The 19,927-nt window shown below is 59.2% G+C and carries 4 protein-coding genes; 1 reads left to right on the top strand and 3 read right to left on the bottom strand.

Going from position 1 to position 19,927, the window contains the following annotated elements; genetic code table 11:
* Positions 1-52 precede the first annotated feature (52 nt).
* Genes C4J91_RS00660 through C4J91_RS00650 form a run of 3 tightly spaced genes read right to left on the bottom strand, consistent with a single transcriptional unit; the run spans position 53 to position 4,962 of the window.
* The gene (locus C4J91_RS00660; RefSeq protein WP_124360684.1) at positions 53-1,417 is read right to left on the bottom strand and encodes an HlyD family type I secretion periplasmic adaptor subunit; all 1,365 of its coding nucleotides are present in this window, start codon (positions 1,415-1,417) and stop codon (positions 53-55) included.
* Positions 1,407-3,563: a type I secretion system permease/ATPase gene (locus tag C4J91_RS00655; RefSeq protein ID WP_124360683.1), complete on the bottom strand. Its 2,157-nt coding sequence runs from the start codon at positions 3,561-3,563 to the stop codon at positions 1,407-1,409. Before C4J91_RS00655 ends, C4J91_RS00660 begins: the two co-directional genes overlap by 11 nt.
* 40 nt (positions 3,564-3,603) lie before the next feature.
* The gene (locus C4J91_RS00650; protein WP_124360682.1) at positions 3,604-4,962 is read right to left on the bottom strand and encodes a TolC family outer membrane protein; all 1,359 of its coding nucleotides are present in this window, start codon (positions 4,960-4,962) and stop codon (positions 3,604-3,606) included.
* A gap of 338 nt (positions 4,963-5,300) precedes the next feature.
* On the opposite strand from C4J91_RS00650, the gene C4J91_RS00645 reads away from it, so the two are divergent.
* The gene (locus tag C4J91_RS00645; protein WP_124360681.1) at positions 5,301-19,817 is read left to right on the top strand and encodes a retention module-containing protein; all 14,517 of its coding nucleotides are present in this window, start codon (positions 5,301-5,303) and stop codon (positions 19,815-19,817) included.
* The last annotated feature ends 110 nt before the right edge of the window (positions 19,818-19,927 follow it).

Genomic DNA, 19,927 nt, shown 5'->3' with positions numbered 1-19,927 from the left:
GCGGTGCGACGATTCGACTTGCCCCCGATTAGGCCGGAGCAGGCGATAGAGATTACCGCTCGTGCAACGCCTCGGCCCGCGCCTTGATGATCGGCTTGAGCAGGTAGCTGAGGATGCTTTTCTTGCCGGTGATGATGTCCACCGAGGCGACCATGCCGGGGATGATCAGCAGCGGCTTCTCATCGGTGCCCAGGTGGCTGCGGTCGGTGCGCAGGGTGATCATGTAGTAGGTGGTTTTCTTGTCTTCATCGGTGATGGTGTCAGCGCCGATGCGTTCGAGCTTGGCCTTCAGGCCACCGTAGATGGTGTAGTCATAAGCGGTGAATTTGACCACCGCTTCTTGCCCAGGGTGCAGAAACGCGATGTCTTGCGGGCGGATCTTGGCTTCCACCAGCAGGGTGTCGTTCAGCGGCACGATTTCCACCATGTCACTGCCCGGCTGGATCACGCCGCCGACGGTGTTGACCAGCAGCTGCTTGACGATGCCGCGCACCGGCGAGGTGACCAGGGTACGGCTGACGCGGTCTTCCAGGGCTCGACCGGTGGATTCGGCCTTGTTCAGTTCGGTGCGGGCCTCGTTGAGTTGGGTCAGGGCTTCGCTGCGGAATTTGCCACGGGTTTCGTCGATCTTGCGCTGCACTTCCTTGATCGCCGATTCGGCGCGGGGGATTGCCAGGGTGGTGGCGTCCAGCTGGCCGCGGGTCTCCATTTCGGCGCGCTTGAGGCGTAGCACTTCCACCGGCGACACCGCGCCCTGGGCCACCAGCGGCTCGGACATGTTGATTTCCTGGCGTTGCAGGGACAGCTGGCTGCGGTACTGGCCTTGCTTGGAGGTGAACTCGCGCAATTCCTGCTGGCGCTGCACCAGTTGCTCCTGCAAGCCGCCGACTTCGTCTTTCAACTGCTGGCGACGGCTTTCATACAGCGAGCGTTCGTTGGCGGCCTGGCTGGGCGCGGCCTTGAGTACCTCGTCGGGAATGTTCAGTGGGCGATCATCCACCTGCGCACTCAGGCGTTCGACGCGCAATTGCATGGCCAGGCGCAGGGCTTCGGTTTCCCCGGCGTTGGACACGAACCGCGTGTCATCCAGGCGAATCAGCGGCGCACCGGCCTCGACGATCTGGCCTTCCTTGACGTACAGCTCGGCGACGATACCGCCTTCCAGGTTCTGGATTTTCTGCAATTTGGACGACGGAATCGCCTTGCCGTCGCCACGGGTCACTTCGTCGATTTCGGAGAAACCCGCCCACACCACCAGGAACAGGAAGAAGGCGATGATGGCCCAGATGGTCAGGCGGATGACCCGCGGCGCATCTTCGATCAACGCTTTGTTGACCTCGGGCAGCGGCTGGCCGTGCAGCGAGTCGGAACCTTTGAAGTAGCGGCCGACCGCGTTTTTGATGGAGTTAAGCAACACTGATCTGCCCCTTCTTCAACGCTTCCATGACCACGGCTTTCGGGCCGTCCGCGAGAATCTGCCCACGGTCGACCACCAGCAGGCGGTCTACCAGGGAGAGCAGCGAGGCACGGTGCGTCACCAACACCACGGTCTTGTTTTGCACCACGGCGTGCAGGCGTTGTTTCAAGCGTTCTTCACCGGTGTTGTCCATGGCGCTGGTGGGTTCGTCCAGCAGCAGGATGGGTGGGTTGAGCAGCAGCGCACGAGCCAGGGCGACGTTCTGGCGCTGGCCGCCGGACAGGTTCTGCCCACGCTCGCCGACTTGCAGTTCGTAGCCTTGCGGGTGCAGGCGCGCGAACTCGTGCACGCCGGCCAGTTCCGCCGCTTGCAGGACCATTTCGTCTTCGACGTAGCGTGCGCCGCTGACCAGGTTGTCACGCAGGGTGCCGGCCAGCAGTTGGATATCCTGGGCGACGTAGCCGATGTTGTGGCGCAGTTCACTGACATCGATCTGGCGCACATCCACGCCGTCCACCAGCAACGCGCCGGAGTCAGGCTGGTAAAGGCCGACGATCAATTTGGCCAGGGAGCTTTTGCCCGAACCGCTGCGGCCGATGATGCCGATTTTTTCCCCTGGCTTGATCACCAGGTTGATGTTTTTCAGCGCAGCGTTCTGTTGGTTCGGATACGTGAAGTTCAGGCCCCGGCACTCGATGGCGCCTTGCAGGGTGCGGCGGCTCATGGGGCGCTCTTCGAAGTTGCGCTCCTGGGGCAGCTCCATCATCTGGTCCACCGAGGTCATGGTGACCTTGGCTTGCTGGTAGCGCGTGAGCAGGCCCGACAGCGAGGCCAGCGGGCTCAACGCGCGGCCACTGAGCATGTAGCAGGCAATCAGGCCGCCCATGCTCAGGTTGCCGTCGATAATCTGGTACACGCCGAAGACGATCATGATCACGCCGGCCAGTTGCTGGATCAGCAGGGTCATGTTCATCGACAGGCCCGACAGCAACTTCACCCGCAGTTCGAGCCGGCTCAAGGTGCCGATGGTCTGTTCCCAACCGTACTGGCGTTCGCTCTCGGCGTTGTTGACCTTGACCGCATCCAGCCCGGCGAGGGTTTCGATCAGGCTCGACTGGCGCTCGGCGGCCAGGGCCATGGTGCGTTCCATGGTCGCGACCAACGGCTTCTGCAGGGCGTAGCCGATACCCAGGGCAATCGGGAACGCCAGCACCGGAATCCATACCAGATGGCCGCCGAGCAGGGCGATCACCAGGAAAATCAGCAGCGTGAACGGCAGGTCGATCAGGCTGGTAAGGGTTAGCGAGGCGAGAAAGTCGCGCAGGCTCTGAAACTCATGGATGTTCTGCGCAAAGCTGCCGACCCGCGCCGGGCGGTATTTCATCGACATGCCGACGATGCGCTCGAACAAGGTGGCGGAGATGATCAGGTCGGTTTTTTTACCGGCCAGGTCCAGGCACAGGCTGCGCAGGCTTTTGAGCACCAGGTCGAACAGGTACGCGCCACAGATGCCCACGGCCAGCACCCACAGGGTGGCGGTGGCCTGGTTCGGCACCACGCGGTCGTACACGTTCATCACGAACAGCGGCGCGGCCATGGCGATGATATTGATCAAAAAACTGGCGGCGATGGCGTCGGTGTACAGCCAGCGCGAGCGCTTGAGGGTGTCACGAAACCAGGACCGCGCTCGCGGGATCAGGGTGCCATGGTTGACGTCGAATTTGTGCTGCGGTTGGGCGAAGAAGACTTTGCCGATGTAGTCGGCGGCCAGCAGTTCGCGCTTGATCAGCACTTCCCCGCCGTCGCTTTCGCTGAGCAGCACCCGCGCTTCATCGTCGCCCTGCCAGCCGACCAGCACAGTACTGCGCCCATCCTTGAGCAGCAGCAGCGCCGGCAACGCGATGGCCGGGATCTGTTCGAGCTTGCGTTGCAACAGCCGGCCCTGCAGCCCGGCACGCGCGGCGGCACGCGCCAGCAGTTCGGCACTCAGGCGCTGCGAAGGCAGCGGCAGGCCGGTGGTGAGCATGGCCGCACTGGCCGGTTTCTGGTGCAGGGCGCAGAGTGCCAACAACCCGTCGAGTAACGGGTCGTCGTGCAGCGTGCGTGGATCATGACTGAGATGAACTCGACTGACTTCGGATTCCACGCGGTGCACTCTCGACTAACAGATGGGGCTATGGGGTGACTCAGTTCATCCCAGGCAGCTGGACTTTGGGCTTCACATCGTTTTGCACGATGGAGGCCATTGGAGCGACTACGCCTTGGCTTTTGAGCAATTGGCCCATGGTCGCCTTGATTCGGTACTGAGTAAATAACTGAATGTTCTTGATCTCTTCCAGGCGACGCGAAGCGGTGAACAATTCGTTCTCGCTGTCGAGCAAGTCCAGCAGGGTACGTTGGCCCAGGCTGAACTGTTGCTGGTAGGAGGTGCGCACGCGCGTGCTGTGGTCCACATACTGCTGGGCCACCGGCAGTTGCGCGTTGGCATTGTTCAAGGCGTTCCAGGCCAGGCCCAGTTCTTCATTGAGCTGGCGCAGGGCGTTGTTGCGGATGTCCAGGGCCTGGTTGGCCTGGTACGACTTCGATTGCAGGTCGGCTTTGTTGCTGCCACCGGCAAACAGGTTGAAGCGCATGCGCACCATGGCTTCCCAGCCGTTGCTGTGGTTGGCGTCGCCGCCGACGTTGTTGTCGGCATTGGTGCCAAGCTCAGCATCAAAGCGCGGGTAGAAGCTGGACTTGGCGGCGGCGTACTGCTTCTCGGCGGCAGAGATGTCCGACTCGGCCGAGCGCAGGACCGGGCTGTTGTCGAGCATCTGGCGACGCGCTTCATTCAGGTCGGCCGGGAGCATGGCCATGAACGGTGCCGGGCGCTCGAGCTGGTCGGGCATCTGGCCAACGGCGCTGAGGTAGTTGGTTTGCGCATCCGCCAGGTTGGTCTGCTCGGTGATCAGGTTGTTGCGGGCCTGGGCCAGACGCGCTTCGGCCTGGTCCTGGTCGGCACCGTTACCGACGCCGCGCTGGGTGCGCAGCTTGATCTGATCGTAGATGCGTTCGTGGTTGCGCAGGTTGTCTTCGGCCAGGCGCACGAACTCGCGACGGGTCAACACTTCCAGGTAAACCTGGGCAACGGTCAACGCGGTGCGCTCGGATGTACCGAGCAGGGAGTAGGCACGGGCGTTGACGTTGGCTTGTTGACGCCCGACTTCGCTGGAGGTAGCGAAACCGTCAAAAATCATTTGTTGCAGGCGCAGGCTGGACTCGCCGCGATTGAGGGTTTCCCAGTGGTTGCCGCCCGTGCCATTGGCGAGGCGGGTGGACGCGTTATCGGTGCCTGCACGGCCATAGCCGGCATTCAAATCAACACGCGGCAGATACCCACCCTGCGCCGCACGCAGCTGGTAATCGGCGGCGATACGGCTATTCACACCGGCCTGAATCTCTGGGTGCACATCCAGTGCCTGTTGCATGGCTTGGGGCAGTGTTTGGGCTTGTACAAAACTGGCGGCGAGAACGAACGGTATTGCCTTAAGCAGGTGCAGACGCATTAAAAAATTCCCCAGGACTTCTTGTCTCAAATCACAGCGATTGGCGCCGCCGCGTCGGATAATGGCTACCGTAATGACCGTACGTCGGAAAGTTCAAAAAGCGGAACTGCTTCACACATGTAGGACGGTTCGCCGCATAAATATCAATGTGACATTACGGAGGCGATTGTTTAGGATGGCGGCCATAAGGTCAATAGTTTGGCATAAACTAGATAACTAAAAATTCCAGCCAAATATTTGACGCCAGTAACTATCTAGACTACGCCCCCTCCAGTTTGGCCCTACTCTTTAGTGGCCACATGGAAATCATCAGAAACGGATCGCCGGAGAAATATTTAATGAGCAATGTTGTTGCCATCGTCAAAAGCATTGTTGGTCAAGTGTTCGTTATTTCTCCGGAAGGAACGCGCCGTGTTCTGGTTGAGGGTGATCGCCTGTTCGCGGGCGACCAGATTGACACGGGCCTGTCGGGCGCGGTGAGCCTGGAACTGGCTGATGGGCGCACACTGGACCTGGGCCGCGATACCCAGTGGAGCGCCGACATGCCGGACTCCACTGCCGACTTGGCCGCCGCCACCGAACAGGCCGCGCCATCAGTAGCCGAACTGCAACAAGCCATCGCCGCCGGCGCCGACCCGACCACCGACCTCGAAGCCACGGCAGCAGGCGCAACCGCTGCCGGTAACGGCGCCGCAGGCGGGGGCCACAGCTTTGTGGTGCTGGAAGCGACCGCCGGCCGTGTCGATCCGACCATCGGTTTTCCCACCGCCCCTATCGGCCAGGGCACGTCAACCCTGAACACCTTTACGGGTGCCCAGGCTTCTACCGGCAACGGCAGCCTGGCGCTGCAGCCTGCGACCCTGAGCCTGAGCGCCACGCCCAGCATCACCGAAGCCGGAGGCGTGCTGACCTACACCGCCACCGTGACCCAGCCCGGCACCAGCGACCTGACTGTCACCCTGTCCAACGGCGCGGTGATTACCATCCCGTCCGGCCAACTGACCGGCACCGTCAACGTGCCCCTGGCACCTAACGACAGCCCGTACATCGACGCCAGCCAGATCAGCGTCAACGTCACCGGCACCACCGGCGGTAACAACCTGGTGCTGACCCTCGACCCTAACCCGGCCGTGACGCAGATTACGGACACCCTCGACACCACCACCGTGACCTTGACGGCCGGTTCTAGCGTGACCGAAGGCGGGCAGATCACTTACACCGCGACCTTGACCAACCCGGCACAGACGCCGGTGACTGTCACTTTGAGCAATGGCTCGGTGATCACTATCAAAGCCGGCGAGTCGACGGGTACGGTCGTGGTCGATACTCCGGCCAACGACGTCTACGTTAATGGGTCGACTGTCAGCACCACTATTACCGGCGCAACCGGCGGCAACTTTGAAAACCTGGTGCCGAGCACCACGCCTGCGGTCACTACGATTACCGATTCGGTTGATAGCACCACTGTCACGCTGACGGCCGGTTCGACTGTGACCGAAGGTGGCCAGATCACCTACACCGCTACCCTGACAAACCCTGCGCAGACGCCGGTGAACGTCACCTTGAGCAATGGCTCGGTGATTACCATTAAAGCCGGTGAATCGACGGGCACCGTTGTAGTCGATACCCCGGCAAACGATGTCTACGTTAACGGTTCGACCGTCAGCACCACCATCACGGGTGCAACCGGCGGCAACTTTGAAAACTTGGTGCCGAGCACCACGCCTGCGGTCACTACGATTACTGACTCGGTTGATAGCACCACTGTCACGCTGACGGCCGGTTCGACTGTGACCGAAGGCGGCCAGATCACTTACACCGCGATCTTGACCAACCCTGCGCAGACGCCGGTGAACGTAACCCTGAGCAATGGCTCGGTGATCACCATCAAGGCCGGCGAGTCCGTGGGCACCGTTGTAGTCGATACCCCGGCCAACGATGTCTACGTTAATGGGTCGACTGTCAGCACCACGATTACCGGTGCTACGGGCGGCAACTTTGAAAACCTGGTGCCGAGTACGACGCCTGCGGTCACTACGATTACTGACTCGGTTGATAGCACCACTGTCACGCTGACGGCCGGTTCGACTGTAACCGAAGGTGGCCAAATCACCTACACCGCTACCCTGACCAACCCTGCGCAGACGCCGGTGAACGTCACCTTGAGCAATGGCTCGGTGATTACCATTAAAGCCGGTGAATCGACGGGCACCGTTGTAGTCGATACCCCGGCAAACGATGTCTACGTTAACGGTTCGACCGTCAGCACCACCATCACGGGTGCCACCGGCGGCAACTTTGAAAACCTGGTGCCGAGTACGACGCCTGCCGTTACGACCATCACTGATTCGGTCGATGCCACTGCAGTTACGCTGACAGCCGACACGAACGTGACCGAAGGGGGCCAGATCACTTACACCGCGACCCTGACCAACCCGGCGCAGACGCCGGTGACTGTCACTTTGAGCAATGGCTCGGTGATTACTATCAAGGCCGGCGAGTCTGTGGGCACCGTGGTGGTCGATACCCCCGCCAACGATGTCTACGTTAACGGTTCGACCGTCAGCACCACGATCACCGGTGCCACCGGCGGTAATTTTGAAAACCTGGTGCCAAGCACAACGCCTGCCGTTACGACCATCACTGATTCGGTCGATGCCACCGCCGTCACGCTGACTGCCGACACGAGCGTGACCGAAGGCGGGCAGATCACTTACACCGCCACCCTGACTAACCCGGCACAGACGCCGGTGAACGTCACCTTGAGCAATGGCTCGGTGATCACCATCAAGGCGGGCGAGTCGGTAGGCAGCGTGGTCGTCGACACGCCGCCGAACGATGTCTACGTCAACGGCAGCACCATCAGCACCACCATTACTGGCGCAACCGGCGGCAACTTTGAAAACCTGGTGCCTAGTACGACGCCAGCGGTTACCACCATTACCGACTCCATCGACACCACGACCGTTACGCTGACAACTCCGGCCGAGGCGAACGAAGGTGGTCAGATCACCTACACCGCTACGCTTTCTAATAAAGCCGGCAGCGACGTCACGCTGAAGTTGGACAACGGTTCGAGCATCACCATTAAAGCCGGCGATACCGTTGGCACCGTGACGGTGCCTGCACCTACCGATGACGTCTTTATCGATAAGAGCACCCAGACTGTTCAGATCACCGAGACTACTGGTGGCAACTTCGAAAAATTGGAAGTTGCGGGTAACGGTGCGACGGCGACAATCAACGACACCATCGACAAGGTCGATGTAGTTCTGACCGCTACGACTACCGTTGGCGAAGGCGGCAACATCGTTTACACCGCCAGCCTTGTGGATAAGAACGGCGCGCTGGTGACTAACATCACCAATCCGCTGACCGTCACCCTGAATAACGGGCAGAGCATCACCATTGGTGTGAACCAATCGAGCGGTTCTGTTTCGGTTGTAGCTCCAGACGACGTGTATAAGGGCGACCAAACCGTCACGGCCGCTATCAAGGACGTGACCGGTGGCGAGCATTTCGAAAACTTGGTGCCGGGTACCGCTCCGGTCAACACGACCGTAACCGATACGCCGGGTACCGATAACACCACCACCGTTACGCTGACCGCGCCAAGTGCAGTTAACGAAGGTGGTCAGATTACATACACCGCGACACTTTCCAATAAAGCGGGAAGTGACGTCACGCTGAAGCTGGACAACGGTTCGAGCATCACCATCAAGGCTGGCGACACCGTTGGCACGGTGACCGTGCCTGCTCCGACCGATGACGTGTTCATCGACAAGAGCACCCAGACCGTTCAGATCACCGAGACCACTGGCGGTAATTTCGAGAAGCTGGAAGTTGCAGGCAACGGTGCGACCACCACGATCAACGACACCATCGACAAAGTTGACGTCGTCCTGACCGCCACCACCACCGTTGGCGAAGGCGGCAGCATCGTCTACACCGCCAGCCTTGTGGATAAGAACGGCGCGCCGGTGAGCAACATCACCAACCCGCTGACCGTGACCCTGGATAACGGCCAGAGCATCATCATCGGCGTGAACCAATCAAGCGGCAGCGTTTCAGTTGTTGCACCAGATGACGTTTACAAGGGCGACCAGACCGTCACGACCGCCATCAAAGGCGTGACCGGTGGCGAGCATTTCGAAAACCTAGTTCCGGGTAGCGATAAAGTCACCACAACTGTGACTGACACCCCTGGTACTGACAACACCACTACCGTCACCCTGACTGCGCCAACCGCAGTCAACGAAGGTGGGCAGATTACGTATACCGCCACGCTTTCAAATAAAGCAGGCAGCGACGTCACCCTGAAGTTGGATAACGGTTCGAGCATTACCATCAAGGCCGGCGATACCGTCGGCACTGTAACTGTGCCTGCTCCGACTGATGACGTGTTTATCGATAAGAGCACTCAGACCGTCAAAATCACCGACGCTTCTGGCGGCAACTTCGAGAAACTGGAAGTTGCGGGTAATGGTGCGACCACCACAATCAACGACACCATCGACAAGGTCGATGTAGTTCTGACCGCCACTCCTACCGTTGGCGAAGGCGGCAACATCGTCTACACCGCCAGCCTTGTGGATAAGAACGGTACGCCGGTGACCAACATCACCAACCCGCTGACCGTCACCCTGGATAACGGTCAGAGCATCACCATTGGGGTAAACCAATCGAGCGGTTCTGTTTCGGTTGTTGCGCCGGATGATGTGTACAAGGGCGACCAGACCGTCACCGCCGCTATCAATGGCGTGACCGGTGGCGAGCATTTCGAAAACCTAGTGCCGGACACCGACAAAGTCACTACAACTGTGACTGACACCCCAGGCACTGATAACGCCACCACCGTAACCCTGACTGCGCCAAGTGCAGCTAACGAAGGTGGACAGATCACCTACACCGCGACCTTGAGCAACAAGGCCGGCAGTGACGTCACTCTGAAGCTGGACAACGGCTCTTCGATCACCATCAAAGCCGGCGATACCGTTGGCACCGTGACTGTTCCTGCTCCGACCGATGACGTGTTTATCGATAAGAGCACCCAGACTGTTCAGATCACCGAGACTACTGGTGGCAACTTCGAAAAACTGGAAGTTGCGGGTAATGGTGCGACCACCACAATCAACGACACCATCGACAAGGTCGATGTAGTTCTGACCGCCACTCCTACCGTTGGCGAAGGTGGCAACATCGTCTACACCGCCAGCCTTGTGGATAAAAACGGCACGCCGGTGACCAACATCACCAACCCGCTGACCGTCACTTTGGATAATGGCCAGAGCATCACCATCGGGGTAAACCAATCGAGCGGCACGGTCACCGCCGTGGCACCGGATGATGTTTACAAAGGCGACCAGACCGTCACCACTGCCATTCAGACTGTCACTGGCGGTGAGCACTTCGAAAACCTAGTGCCGGGCACCACGCCGGTCAATACCACCGTTACTGATACTCCCGGCACTGACAACGCCACCACAGTGACGCTGACGGCTCCGGCTGAAGCGAACGAAGGTGGCCAAATTACGTACACCGCGACGCTCTCTAATAAAGCGGGCAGTGACGTCACCCTGAAGTTGGATAACGGCTCCTCGATCATTGTTAAGGCTGGCGACACCGTCGGCACCGTGACTGTGCCAGCGCCAAGCGATGACGTGTTCGTCGACAAGAGCACCCAGACCGTCAAAATCACCGACGCTTCTGGCGGCAACTTCGAAAAACTGGAAGTTGCAGGTAATGGTGCAACCACCACAATCAACGACACCATCGACAAGGTCGATATTGTTCTGACCGCCACTCCTACCGTTGGCGAAGGCGGCAGCATCGTCTACACCGCCAGCCTTGTGGATAAGAATGGCGCGCCGGTGACTAACATCACCAACCCGCTGACCGTGACGTTGGATAACGGCCAGAGCATTACCATCGGTGTAAACCAAACGAGCGGTAGCGTTTCGGTTGTTGCTCCCGATGATGTATACAAGGGGGACCAGACCGTCACCACTGCTATTAAGGGCGTGACTGGTGGCGAGCACTTCGAGAATTTGGTGCCAGGTACTGCTCCGGTCAACACGACCGTTACCGATACGCCGGGTACCGATAACACCACGACCGTTACGCTGACTGCACCAAGCGCCGTTAGTGAAGGTGGTCAAATCACCTACACCGCGACGTTGAGCAACAAGGCCGGTACTGACGTCACTCTGAAGCTGGATAACGGTTCATCAATCACGATCAAAGCGGGCGATACCGTCGGCACCGTGACCGTACCTGCGCCTACCGATGATGTGTTTATCGACAAGAGCACTCAGACCGTTCAGATCACCGACGCCACTGGCGGCAATTTCGAAAAACTGGAAGTTGCGGGTAACGGTGCAACCACCTCAATCAACGACACCATCGACAAGGTCGATGTTGTTCTGACCGCCACCACCACCGTCGGCGAAGGCGGCAATATAGTCTACACCGCCAGCCTTGTGGATAAGAACGGCGCGCCGGTGACTAACATCACCAATCCACTGACCGTGACCTTGGATAATGGCCAGAGCATTACTATCGGTGTGAACCAATCGAGCGGTAGCGTTTCGGTTGTAGCTCCCGATGACGTGTACAAGGGCGACCAGACCGTCACCACTGCTATTCAAACTGTCACTGGTGGCGAGCACTTCGAGAATTTGGTTCCTGGTACCACACCGGTCAATACGACTGTGACTGATACCCCTGGCACCGATAACACCACCACCGTTACGCTGACCGCGCCAAGTGCGGTTAACGAAGGTGGGCAGATTACGTATACCGCGACCTTGAGCAACAAGGCCGGCAGTGACGTCACCCTGAAGTTGGATAACGGCTCGTCGATCACTGTTAAGGCTGGCGACACCGTCGGCACCGTGACCGTGCCAGCACCGACTGATGACGTGTTCATCGACAAGAGCACCCAGACCGTCAAAATCACCGACGCTTCTGGCGGCAACTTCGAAAAACTCGAAGTTGCGGGTAACGGTGCAACCACCTCAATCAACGACACCATCGACAAGGTCGATGTTGTTCTGACCGCCACCACTACCGTCGGCGAAGGCGGCAATATCGTCTACACCGCCAGCCTTGTGGATAAGAACGGTGCGCCGGTGACTAACATCACCAATCCACTGACCGTGACCTTGGATAATGGCCAGAGCATTACTATCGGTGTGAACCAATCGAGCGGTAGCGTTTCGGTTGTTGCTCCGGATGATGTCTACAAAGGCGATCAAACCGTCATTACCGCCATCAAAGGCGTGACCGGTGGCGAGCATTTCGAAAACTTGGAGCCGGGTACCGATAAAGTCACCACAACTGTGACTGATACCCCTGGCACCGATAACACCACCACCGTTACGCTGACCGCGCCAAGTGCGGTTAACGAAGGTGGGCAGATTACGTATACCGCGACCTTGAGCAACAAGGCCGGCAGTGACGTCACCCTGAAGTTGGATAACGGCTCGTCGATCACTGTTAAGGCTGGCGACACCGTCGGCACCGTGACCGTGCCAGCACCGACTGATGACGTGTTCATCGACAAGAGCACTCAGACCGTCAAGATCATCGACACGACTGGCGGCAACTTCGAAAAAATGGAAGTTGCGGGTAACGGTGCGACGACGACAATCAACGACACTATCGACAAGGTCGACGTGGTTCTGACCGCCACAAACTCCGTTGGCGAGGGCGGCAACATTGTTTATACCGCCAGTCTTGTGGATAAAAACGGCGCACCGGTGACTAACATCACCAACCCGCTGACTGTCACCCTGGATAACGGCCAGAGCATCACCATTGGTGTAAACCAATCGAGCGGCAGCGTTTCGGTTGTTGCGCCGGATGACGTCTACAAAGGCGATCAAACCGTCACCACCGCCATCAAGAGCGTGACCGGAGGCGAGCACTTCGAGAATTTGGTGCCAGGTACTGCTCCGGTCAACACGACCGTTACCGATACGCCGGGTACCGATAACACCACGACCGTTACGCTGACTGCACCAAGCGCCGTTAGTGAAGGTGGTCAAATCACCTACACCGCCACGCTCTCAAACAAAGCGGGTAGCGACGTCACACTGAAACTCGATAACGGTTCGAGCATCACCATTAAAGCCGGCGATACCGTTGGCACCGTGACCGTCCCTGCGCCAACCGATGATATGTTCATCGATAAGAGCACTCAAACGGTCAAGATCACTGACGCCACGGGCGGCAACTTCGAAAAACTGGAAGTTGCAGGTAACGGTGCAACCACCACGATCAACGACACCATCGACAAGGTCGATGTGGTTCTGACTGCCAACACCACTGTTGGTGAAGGTGGCAACATCGTTTACACCGCGTCGCTCGTCGACAAGTCAGGGAATGCGGTTACCAACATCACCAATCCACTGACTGTCACTCTGGACAACGGCAAAACCATCACCATCGGTGTGAACCAATCCAGCGGCACGGTTACCACGGTGGCGCCAAACGACGTCTACAAAGGCGACCAAACCGTCACCACCGCCATCAAAGGCGTGACCGGTGGCGAGCATTTCGAGAATTTGGTGCCAGGCACTGCTCCGGTCAACACGACCGTCACGGACACCCCAGGCACTGCTGATACCACTACTGTCACGCTGACCGCGCCAAGCACCGTCAACGAAGGTGGTCAGATCACCTACACCGCCACCTTGAGCAACAAGGCAGGCAGCGACGTCACGCTGAAGTTGGATAACGGTTCGAGCATCACGATCAAGGCTGGCGAGACCGTTGGCACCGTAACTGTGCCCGCGCCAAGCGATGACGTGTTCATCGACAAGAGCACTCAGACCGTCAAGATCAGTGACGCCACGGGCGGCAACTTCGAAAAACTGGCAGTTGCAGGTAACGGTGCAACCACCACGATCAACGACACCATCGACAAGGTTGATGTGGTTCTGACTGCCAACACCACTGTTGGTGAAGGCGGCAATATCGTCTACACCGCCAGCCTTGTGGATAAAAACGGCGCGCTGGTGAACAACACCACCAATCCGCTGACTGTCACTCTGGATAACGGTAAAACCATCACCATCGGCGTGAACCAATCCAGCGGCACGGTTACCAGCGTGGCACCGAACGACGTCTACAAAGGCGATCAAACCGTCACCACCGCCATTAAAGGCGTGACCGGTGGCGAGCACTTTGAAAATCTGGTGCCGGGTGCTACAGCGGTTAACACTACTGTCACGGACGCTCCGGGCACAGCTGATACCACTACCGTCACCCTGACTGCGCCTAGTGCAGTTAACGAAGGTGGGCAGATCACCTACACCGCCACCTTGAGCAACAAGGCCGGCAGCGACGTCACCCTGAAGTTGGATAACGGCTCGTCGATCACTGTTAAGGCTGGCGACACTGTCGGCACCGTGACTGTGCCTGCTCCGACCGATGATGTGTTTATCGATAAGAGCACCCAGACCGTCAAGATCACCGACGCTTCCGGCGGCAACTTTGAGAAACTTGAAGTCGCAGGCAACGGCGCAACCACCACGATCAACGACACCATCGACAAAGTTGACGTCGTCCTGACCGCCACTCCTACCGTTGGCGAGGGCGGCAATATCGTCTACACCGCTACCCTTGTGGATAAAAACGGCGCGCTGGTGAACAACACCACCAATCCGCTGACTGTCACTCTGGACAACGGCAAAACCATCACCATCGGCGTGAACCAATCCAGCGGTACGGCTACCAGCGTGGCACCGAACGATGTCTACAAAGGCGATCAAACCGTCACCGCAGCTATCAAAGGCGTGACCGGTGGCGAACATTTCGAAAATCTGGTGCCAGGCACCACCGCAGTGAATACCACCGTCACGGATACTCCGGGCACTGCTGATACCACTACCGTCACCCTGACAGCGCCAACCGCAGTCAACGAAGGTGGCCAGATCACCTACACCGCCACGCTTTCCAACAAAGCAGGCAGCGACGTCATCCTGAAGTTGGATAACGGCTCGAGCATCACCATCAAGGCTGGCGATACCGTCGGCACTGTAACTGTGCCTGCTCCGACCGATGACGTGTTCATCGACAAGAGCACTCAAACGGTCAAGATCACCGACGCAACTGGCGGCAACTTCGAAAAACTGGCAGTTGCAGGTAACGGTGCAACCACCACGATCAACGACACCATCGACAAGGTTGATGTGGTTCTGACTGCCAACACCACCGTTGGTGAAGGCGGTAACATTGTTTATACCGCCAGCCTTGTGGATAAAAACGGCGCGCCGGTGAATAACATCACCAATCCGCTGACTATCACTCTGGATAACGGCAAAACCATCACCATCGGCGTGAACCAATCCAGCGGTACGGTTACCAGCGTGGCACCGAACGATGTCTACAAAGGCGATCAAACCGTCACCACCGCCATTAAAGGCGTGACCGGTGGCGAGCACTTTGAAAACCTGGTGCCGGGTACCACAGCGGTTAACACGACCGTCACGGATACCCCAGGCAGTACCGACCTCACCAGCGTCACGCTGACCGCGCCAAGCGCCGTCAACGAGGGTGGCCAGATCACCTACACCGCCACCTTGAGCAACAAGGCCGGCAGCGACGTCACCCTGAAGTTGGACAACGGTTCGAGCATCACGATCAAGGCTGGCGAGACCGTCGGCACCGTAACTGTGCCCGCGCCAAGCGATGACGTGTTCATCGACAAGAGCACTCAAACGGTCAAGATCACCGACGCAACTGGCGGCAACTTCGAAAAACTGGCAGTCGCAGGCAACGGCGCAACCACCACGATCAACGACACCATCGACGATGTAACCGTGGTGCTCAAGGCCACGGGTTCAGTCAGCGAGGGCGGGCAGATCGTCTACACCGCGTCGCTGGTCGACAAAAATGGTGCGGCAGTGGCCAACGTCGGTTCCGACCTGGTGGTGAAGCTGGATAACGGCTCGACCATTACCATCGGCAACGGCAAGTCCAGCAGCTTCACCACCGCCACCGCGCCGAACGATGCGTATGTCGGCGCCAATGATGTCACTGCCAAAATCAGTGCCGTAGTCAGTGGCGGCGACAAATACGAGCACTTGATGGTCGACGGCAGCACCGTGGTCACCAAAGTCACGGATGTGGTCACCAACACCACCCTCAGCATCAGCGGCGACGCTTCGGTGACCGAGGGCGGTACGGCGCACTACACCCTGGCCTTGAGCAACCCGGCGCAAACCGATGTAACCGTCACCCTCAAGTACAGCGGCACGGCCACCGATGGTTCGGATTTCAATGGTGTGTACACCGTGAAGATCCCAGCCGGCGCCAGCAGCGTGCCGTTTGATATCCGCACGCTTGATGACCGAATCACCGAGCCGACCGAAAAAATCGTCATCACCATCGACAAGGCCACAGGCGGTAACTTCGAGAACCTGGTGATCGACAAGGGTACTGTCAGCACTGACATCCTCGACAACGATGCGCCGCCGGTTATCGACCTGGACGCCAACAACTCCAGCGGTGCCAGCGGCAACGACTTCAAGACTACCTTCACCGAAGGCACCGCCGGGCCGGGTGTGTCGATTGCCGACACCGATATCAAGATCACCGACCCGGACAGCACCCTGCTGACTGGCGCAACGGTCACCCTGACCAACGCACAAGCCGGTGATGCCTTGAACCTGGGCAACAGCGTGAATGGCATCAGCGTCAGCACCAACAATCAGACGGGTACGATCACTCTGACGTTGTCGGGCAGCGCGACGCTGGCTGACTACATGCAGCGTATCCAGAACATCACGTTCACCAACACCAGCCACGACCCAAGCACCACGCCGCGCACCATTACCGTGGCGGTGACCGACGGCGGCAATTACTCCAACGTCGCCACCACCACAGTCAACGTGGTGGCGGTCAACGATGCGCCAGTGGCAACGGGCGGGGCCGTGACCGGTACGGAAGACACTGCGCTGGCTTTGACCTGGGCAAACTTCGGCGTGAGCGACGTGGACTCGCCATCAGCCAGCCTCGGCGTGAAAATCACCGACCTGCCGGTGGCCGGCAAACTGCAATACCTGGCAACCGACGGCACCACCTGGACCAACGTGACCAGCGGCCAGACCTTTACCAAAGCCCAGATCGATGGCGGCCAGTTACGCTTTACGCCAAACGCCAACGAGTCCGGCGCCGACGGTTATGGCGGCACGGGCATCGGTAACAAGCAGGCCGATTACGCACAGTTCAAGTTCCAGCCCACCGACGGCAAGGACCTGGGCACCAGCGCCACGGTGAAAGTCGATATCACCCCAGTGGCCGACGCGCCAACCCTGGGTGTGGCTGACAACAACGTCAACTCGGTCGGCCTGATCAAGCAGAGCTGGAACAGCCTTCCCGGCCTTGGCACCAACGGCAACGGCGCCGCACCGGACGTGCTGAAAAAAGCCATCGATGGCGCCGGCACGCCGAACAGCACGGCGGTGGTGACCAATGTCGAGTCCACCACCGACGTCACCCCAGGTTCAGGCGGAAAAATCTCCGGCCTGATGTATATGGAAGCCGGTAAGAACTACACCTTCAGCGGCGTCGCCGATGACAGCCTGCTGATCAACGTCGGCGGTAAAGACGTGGCCAGCGGCCTGTGGGGCACTAACAGCGGCAAGTTCAGCGGCACGTTCACGCCGGCGGTCAGCGGTTACTACAGCCTTGAGATCTATCAGGCCAACCAGGCGGGCCCCGGTAGCTTTGACGTCAACCTGTCGATCAATGGCGGCGCGACGCAGAACTTGAGCACCAGCAACGTCCCGCTGTACACCGGCATCGCCGACCTGACCAACGCCGGCGTGACCGTGTCCGACCTGCATGGCAGCAACGGTGACGGTTACTACGTGGGTTATAAGCTCAACGAAGGCCTGGAAAACGGCAGCGTCAAACTGTCCAAGATCACCACCGCGCTGACCGACACCGATGGTTCGGAAACCCTGGCGGTGAAGATCGGCGGCATTCCGGCAGGCTCGGTGCTTACCGACGCGTCGGGACACACCTTCACCGCGACGAAAACCGTGGGCGAAGTCAACGTCAGCGGCTGGGACCTGGGCACCCTGACCATCAAGCCGCCGACCTATTACAGCGGCCAGTTCAACCTGACCGTGACCTCGACGTCGACCGAAAGCATCGGCGGCTCGGCAAGCACCACCGCGCAATTGCCCGTGACGGTCTTCCCGGCGGCGTATAACTCGGTAACCGGCACGTCGGGCAGCGACTCGATTATCGGCAGCGATGGCAACGACATCGTGGTAGCCGACATCGGCGGCCTGAACGTGGTGCAGGGCAAGAACTACAACATCGCGTTCATGGTGGACAGTTCCGGCAGCATGAGCACCGCATCGATCGACGCGGCGAAGGCTTCATTGACCACGGTGTTCAACTCGCTGAAAAACAGCCTGGGCGCCAACACGTCGGGCACGGTGAATATCTTCCTGGCCGACTTCGATAGCCAGGTGAACAAGTCGATTGCCATCAACCTCAATGCCCCCAATGCGCTGGCCCAGCTCAAAGTGGTGCTCGACTCGATGGTGTCGGAAGGCGGCACCAACTACGAAGACGTGTTCAAGACCACCGCCAACTTCTTCCAGAGCGACCTGGCGAGCAAAAACACCGGCGCAACCAACCTGACGTACTTCATCACCGACGGTCAGCCGACGTTCTACCAGAGCGGCGAGCAGACCAACGTGACGCTGTACGGCAACGTCAAGTTCGATGACGTGGTAACGACGGCCAACTACACCCCCGGAACCTCGGTCGGCAAGTATCTGGATAACACCCATTACTTCAGCATCGACACCTCGGGTGCCGCTCAATTGCAAACCTGGAACGGCTTCTGGTGGACGGCCGCCAATCTGGGCCTGGTCCGCGCTCAGGGCGACGGCACCTTTGAGCTGTCCAATCTTGACGGCCGAGGCAACAGCACTGACGCGGCAACATTGGCTAATTCCAAGAGCGCCTTTGCGCTGCTGGGCGGGCTGTCGCAGGTGGAAGCGATCGGGATCAACAGCGACATCAGCTTAAGCGACCTGAAGCCTTACGACAGCGATGGCAAGCCACAGGCCAATATCGATCCGAAAGACCTGGCCAACGCCATCCTCGGCCATACCGAGGCGACTCTGCCGGGTGCGGACAGCATCAGCGGTGGCGACGGCAATGACATCCTCTTTGGCGACCTGGTGAGCTTCAGCGGGGTGACCGGCGAGGGTTACAACGCCCTGCAGGCTTTCGTGGCACAGAAAGCCGGTGTGGCTGTCTCGGCAGTTACCACCTCGAATGTGCACCAGTACGTCATCGAGCATTACGCGGACTTCGACGTGTCCGGCGCCAAGGACGGCAACGACACGCTGCTCGGCGGCAATGGCGATGACATTCTGTTCGGCCAAGGCGGCAACGACGTGCTGGACGGCGGCAAGGGCAATGACATCTTGCTGGGCGGTACCGGCAACGACACGTTGATGGGCGGTCAGGGCAACGACATCCTGATCGGCGGTGCGGGTGCCGACACCTTCGTGTGGAAGGCCGGTGACATCGGCAACGATGTGATCAAGGACTTCAAGGCGTCGGAAGGTGACCGAATTGACCTGCGTGATCTGTTGAAGGGCGAGACGGACAGCACCATCGATAACTACCTCAAGATCACCACGGTAGAAGGCGTGTCGACCCTGCAGGTGAGCAGCGAAGGCAAGCTCAACGCCGCCGGTGGCCTGGCCAATGCGGATGTGACCATCAAGCTGGAAGGCAATGATTGGTCCCACACCAACATCAACTCGCTGATCAGCGGTGCCGACCCGACCATCAAGATCGATCACACCGCCTAAGCTTGGGTTTATCGGCCGCCCTCGAGGCGGCCGATTTATTTGGGCGATACGTTGCTGGCCCTGGCGGCCGGTTGCATCGCATACTCGCGCTTATCAACACACGACCGCCC

It is taken from the genome of Pseudomonas sp. R3-52-08, assembly GCF_003851745.1.
Lineage (GTDB): Bacteria > Pseudomonadota > Gammaproteobacteria > Pseudomonadales > Pseudomonadaceae > Aquipseudomonas.
This window is presented reverse-complemented; position numbering and strand designations above follow the sequence as displayed.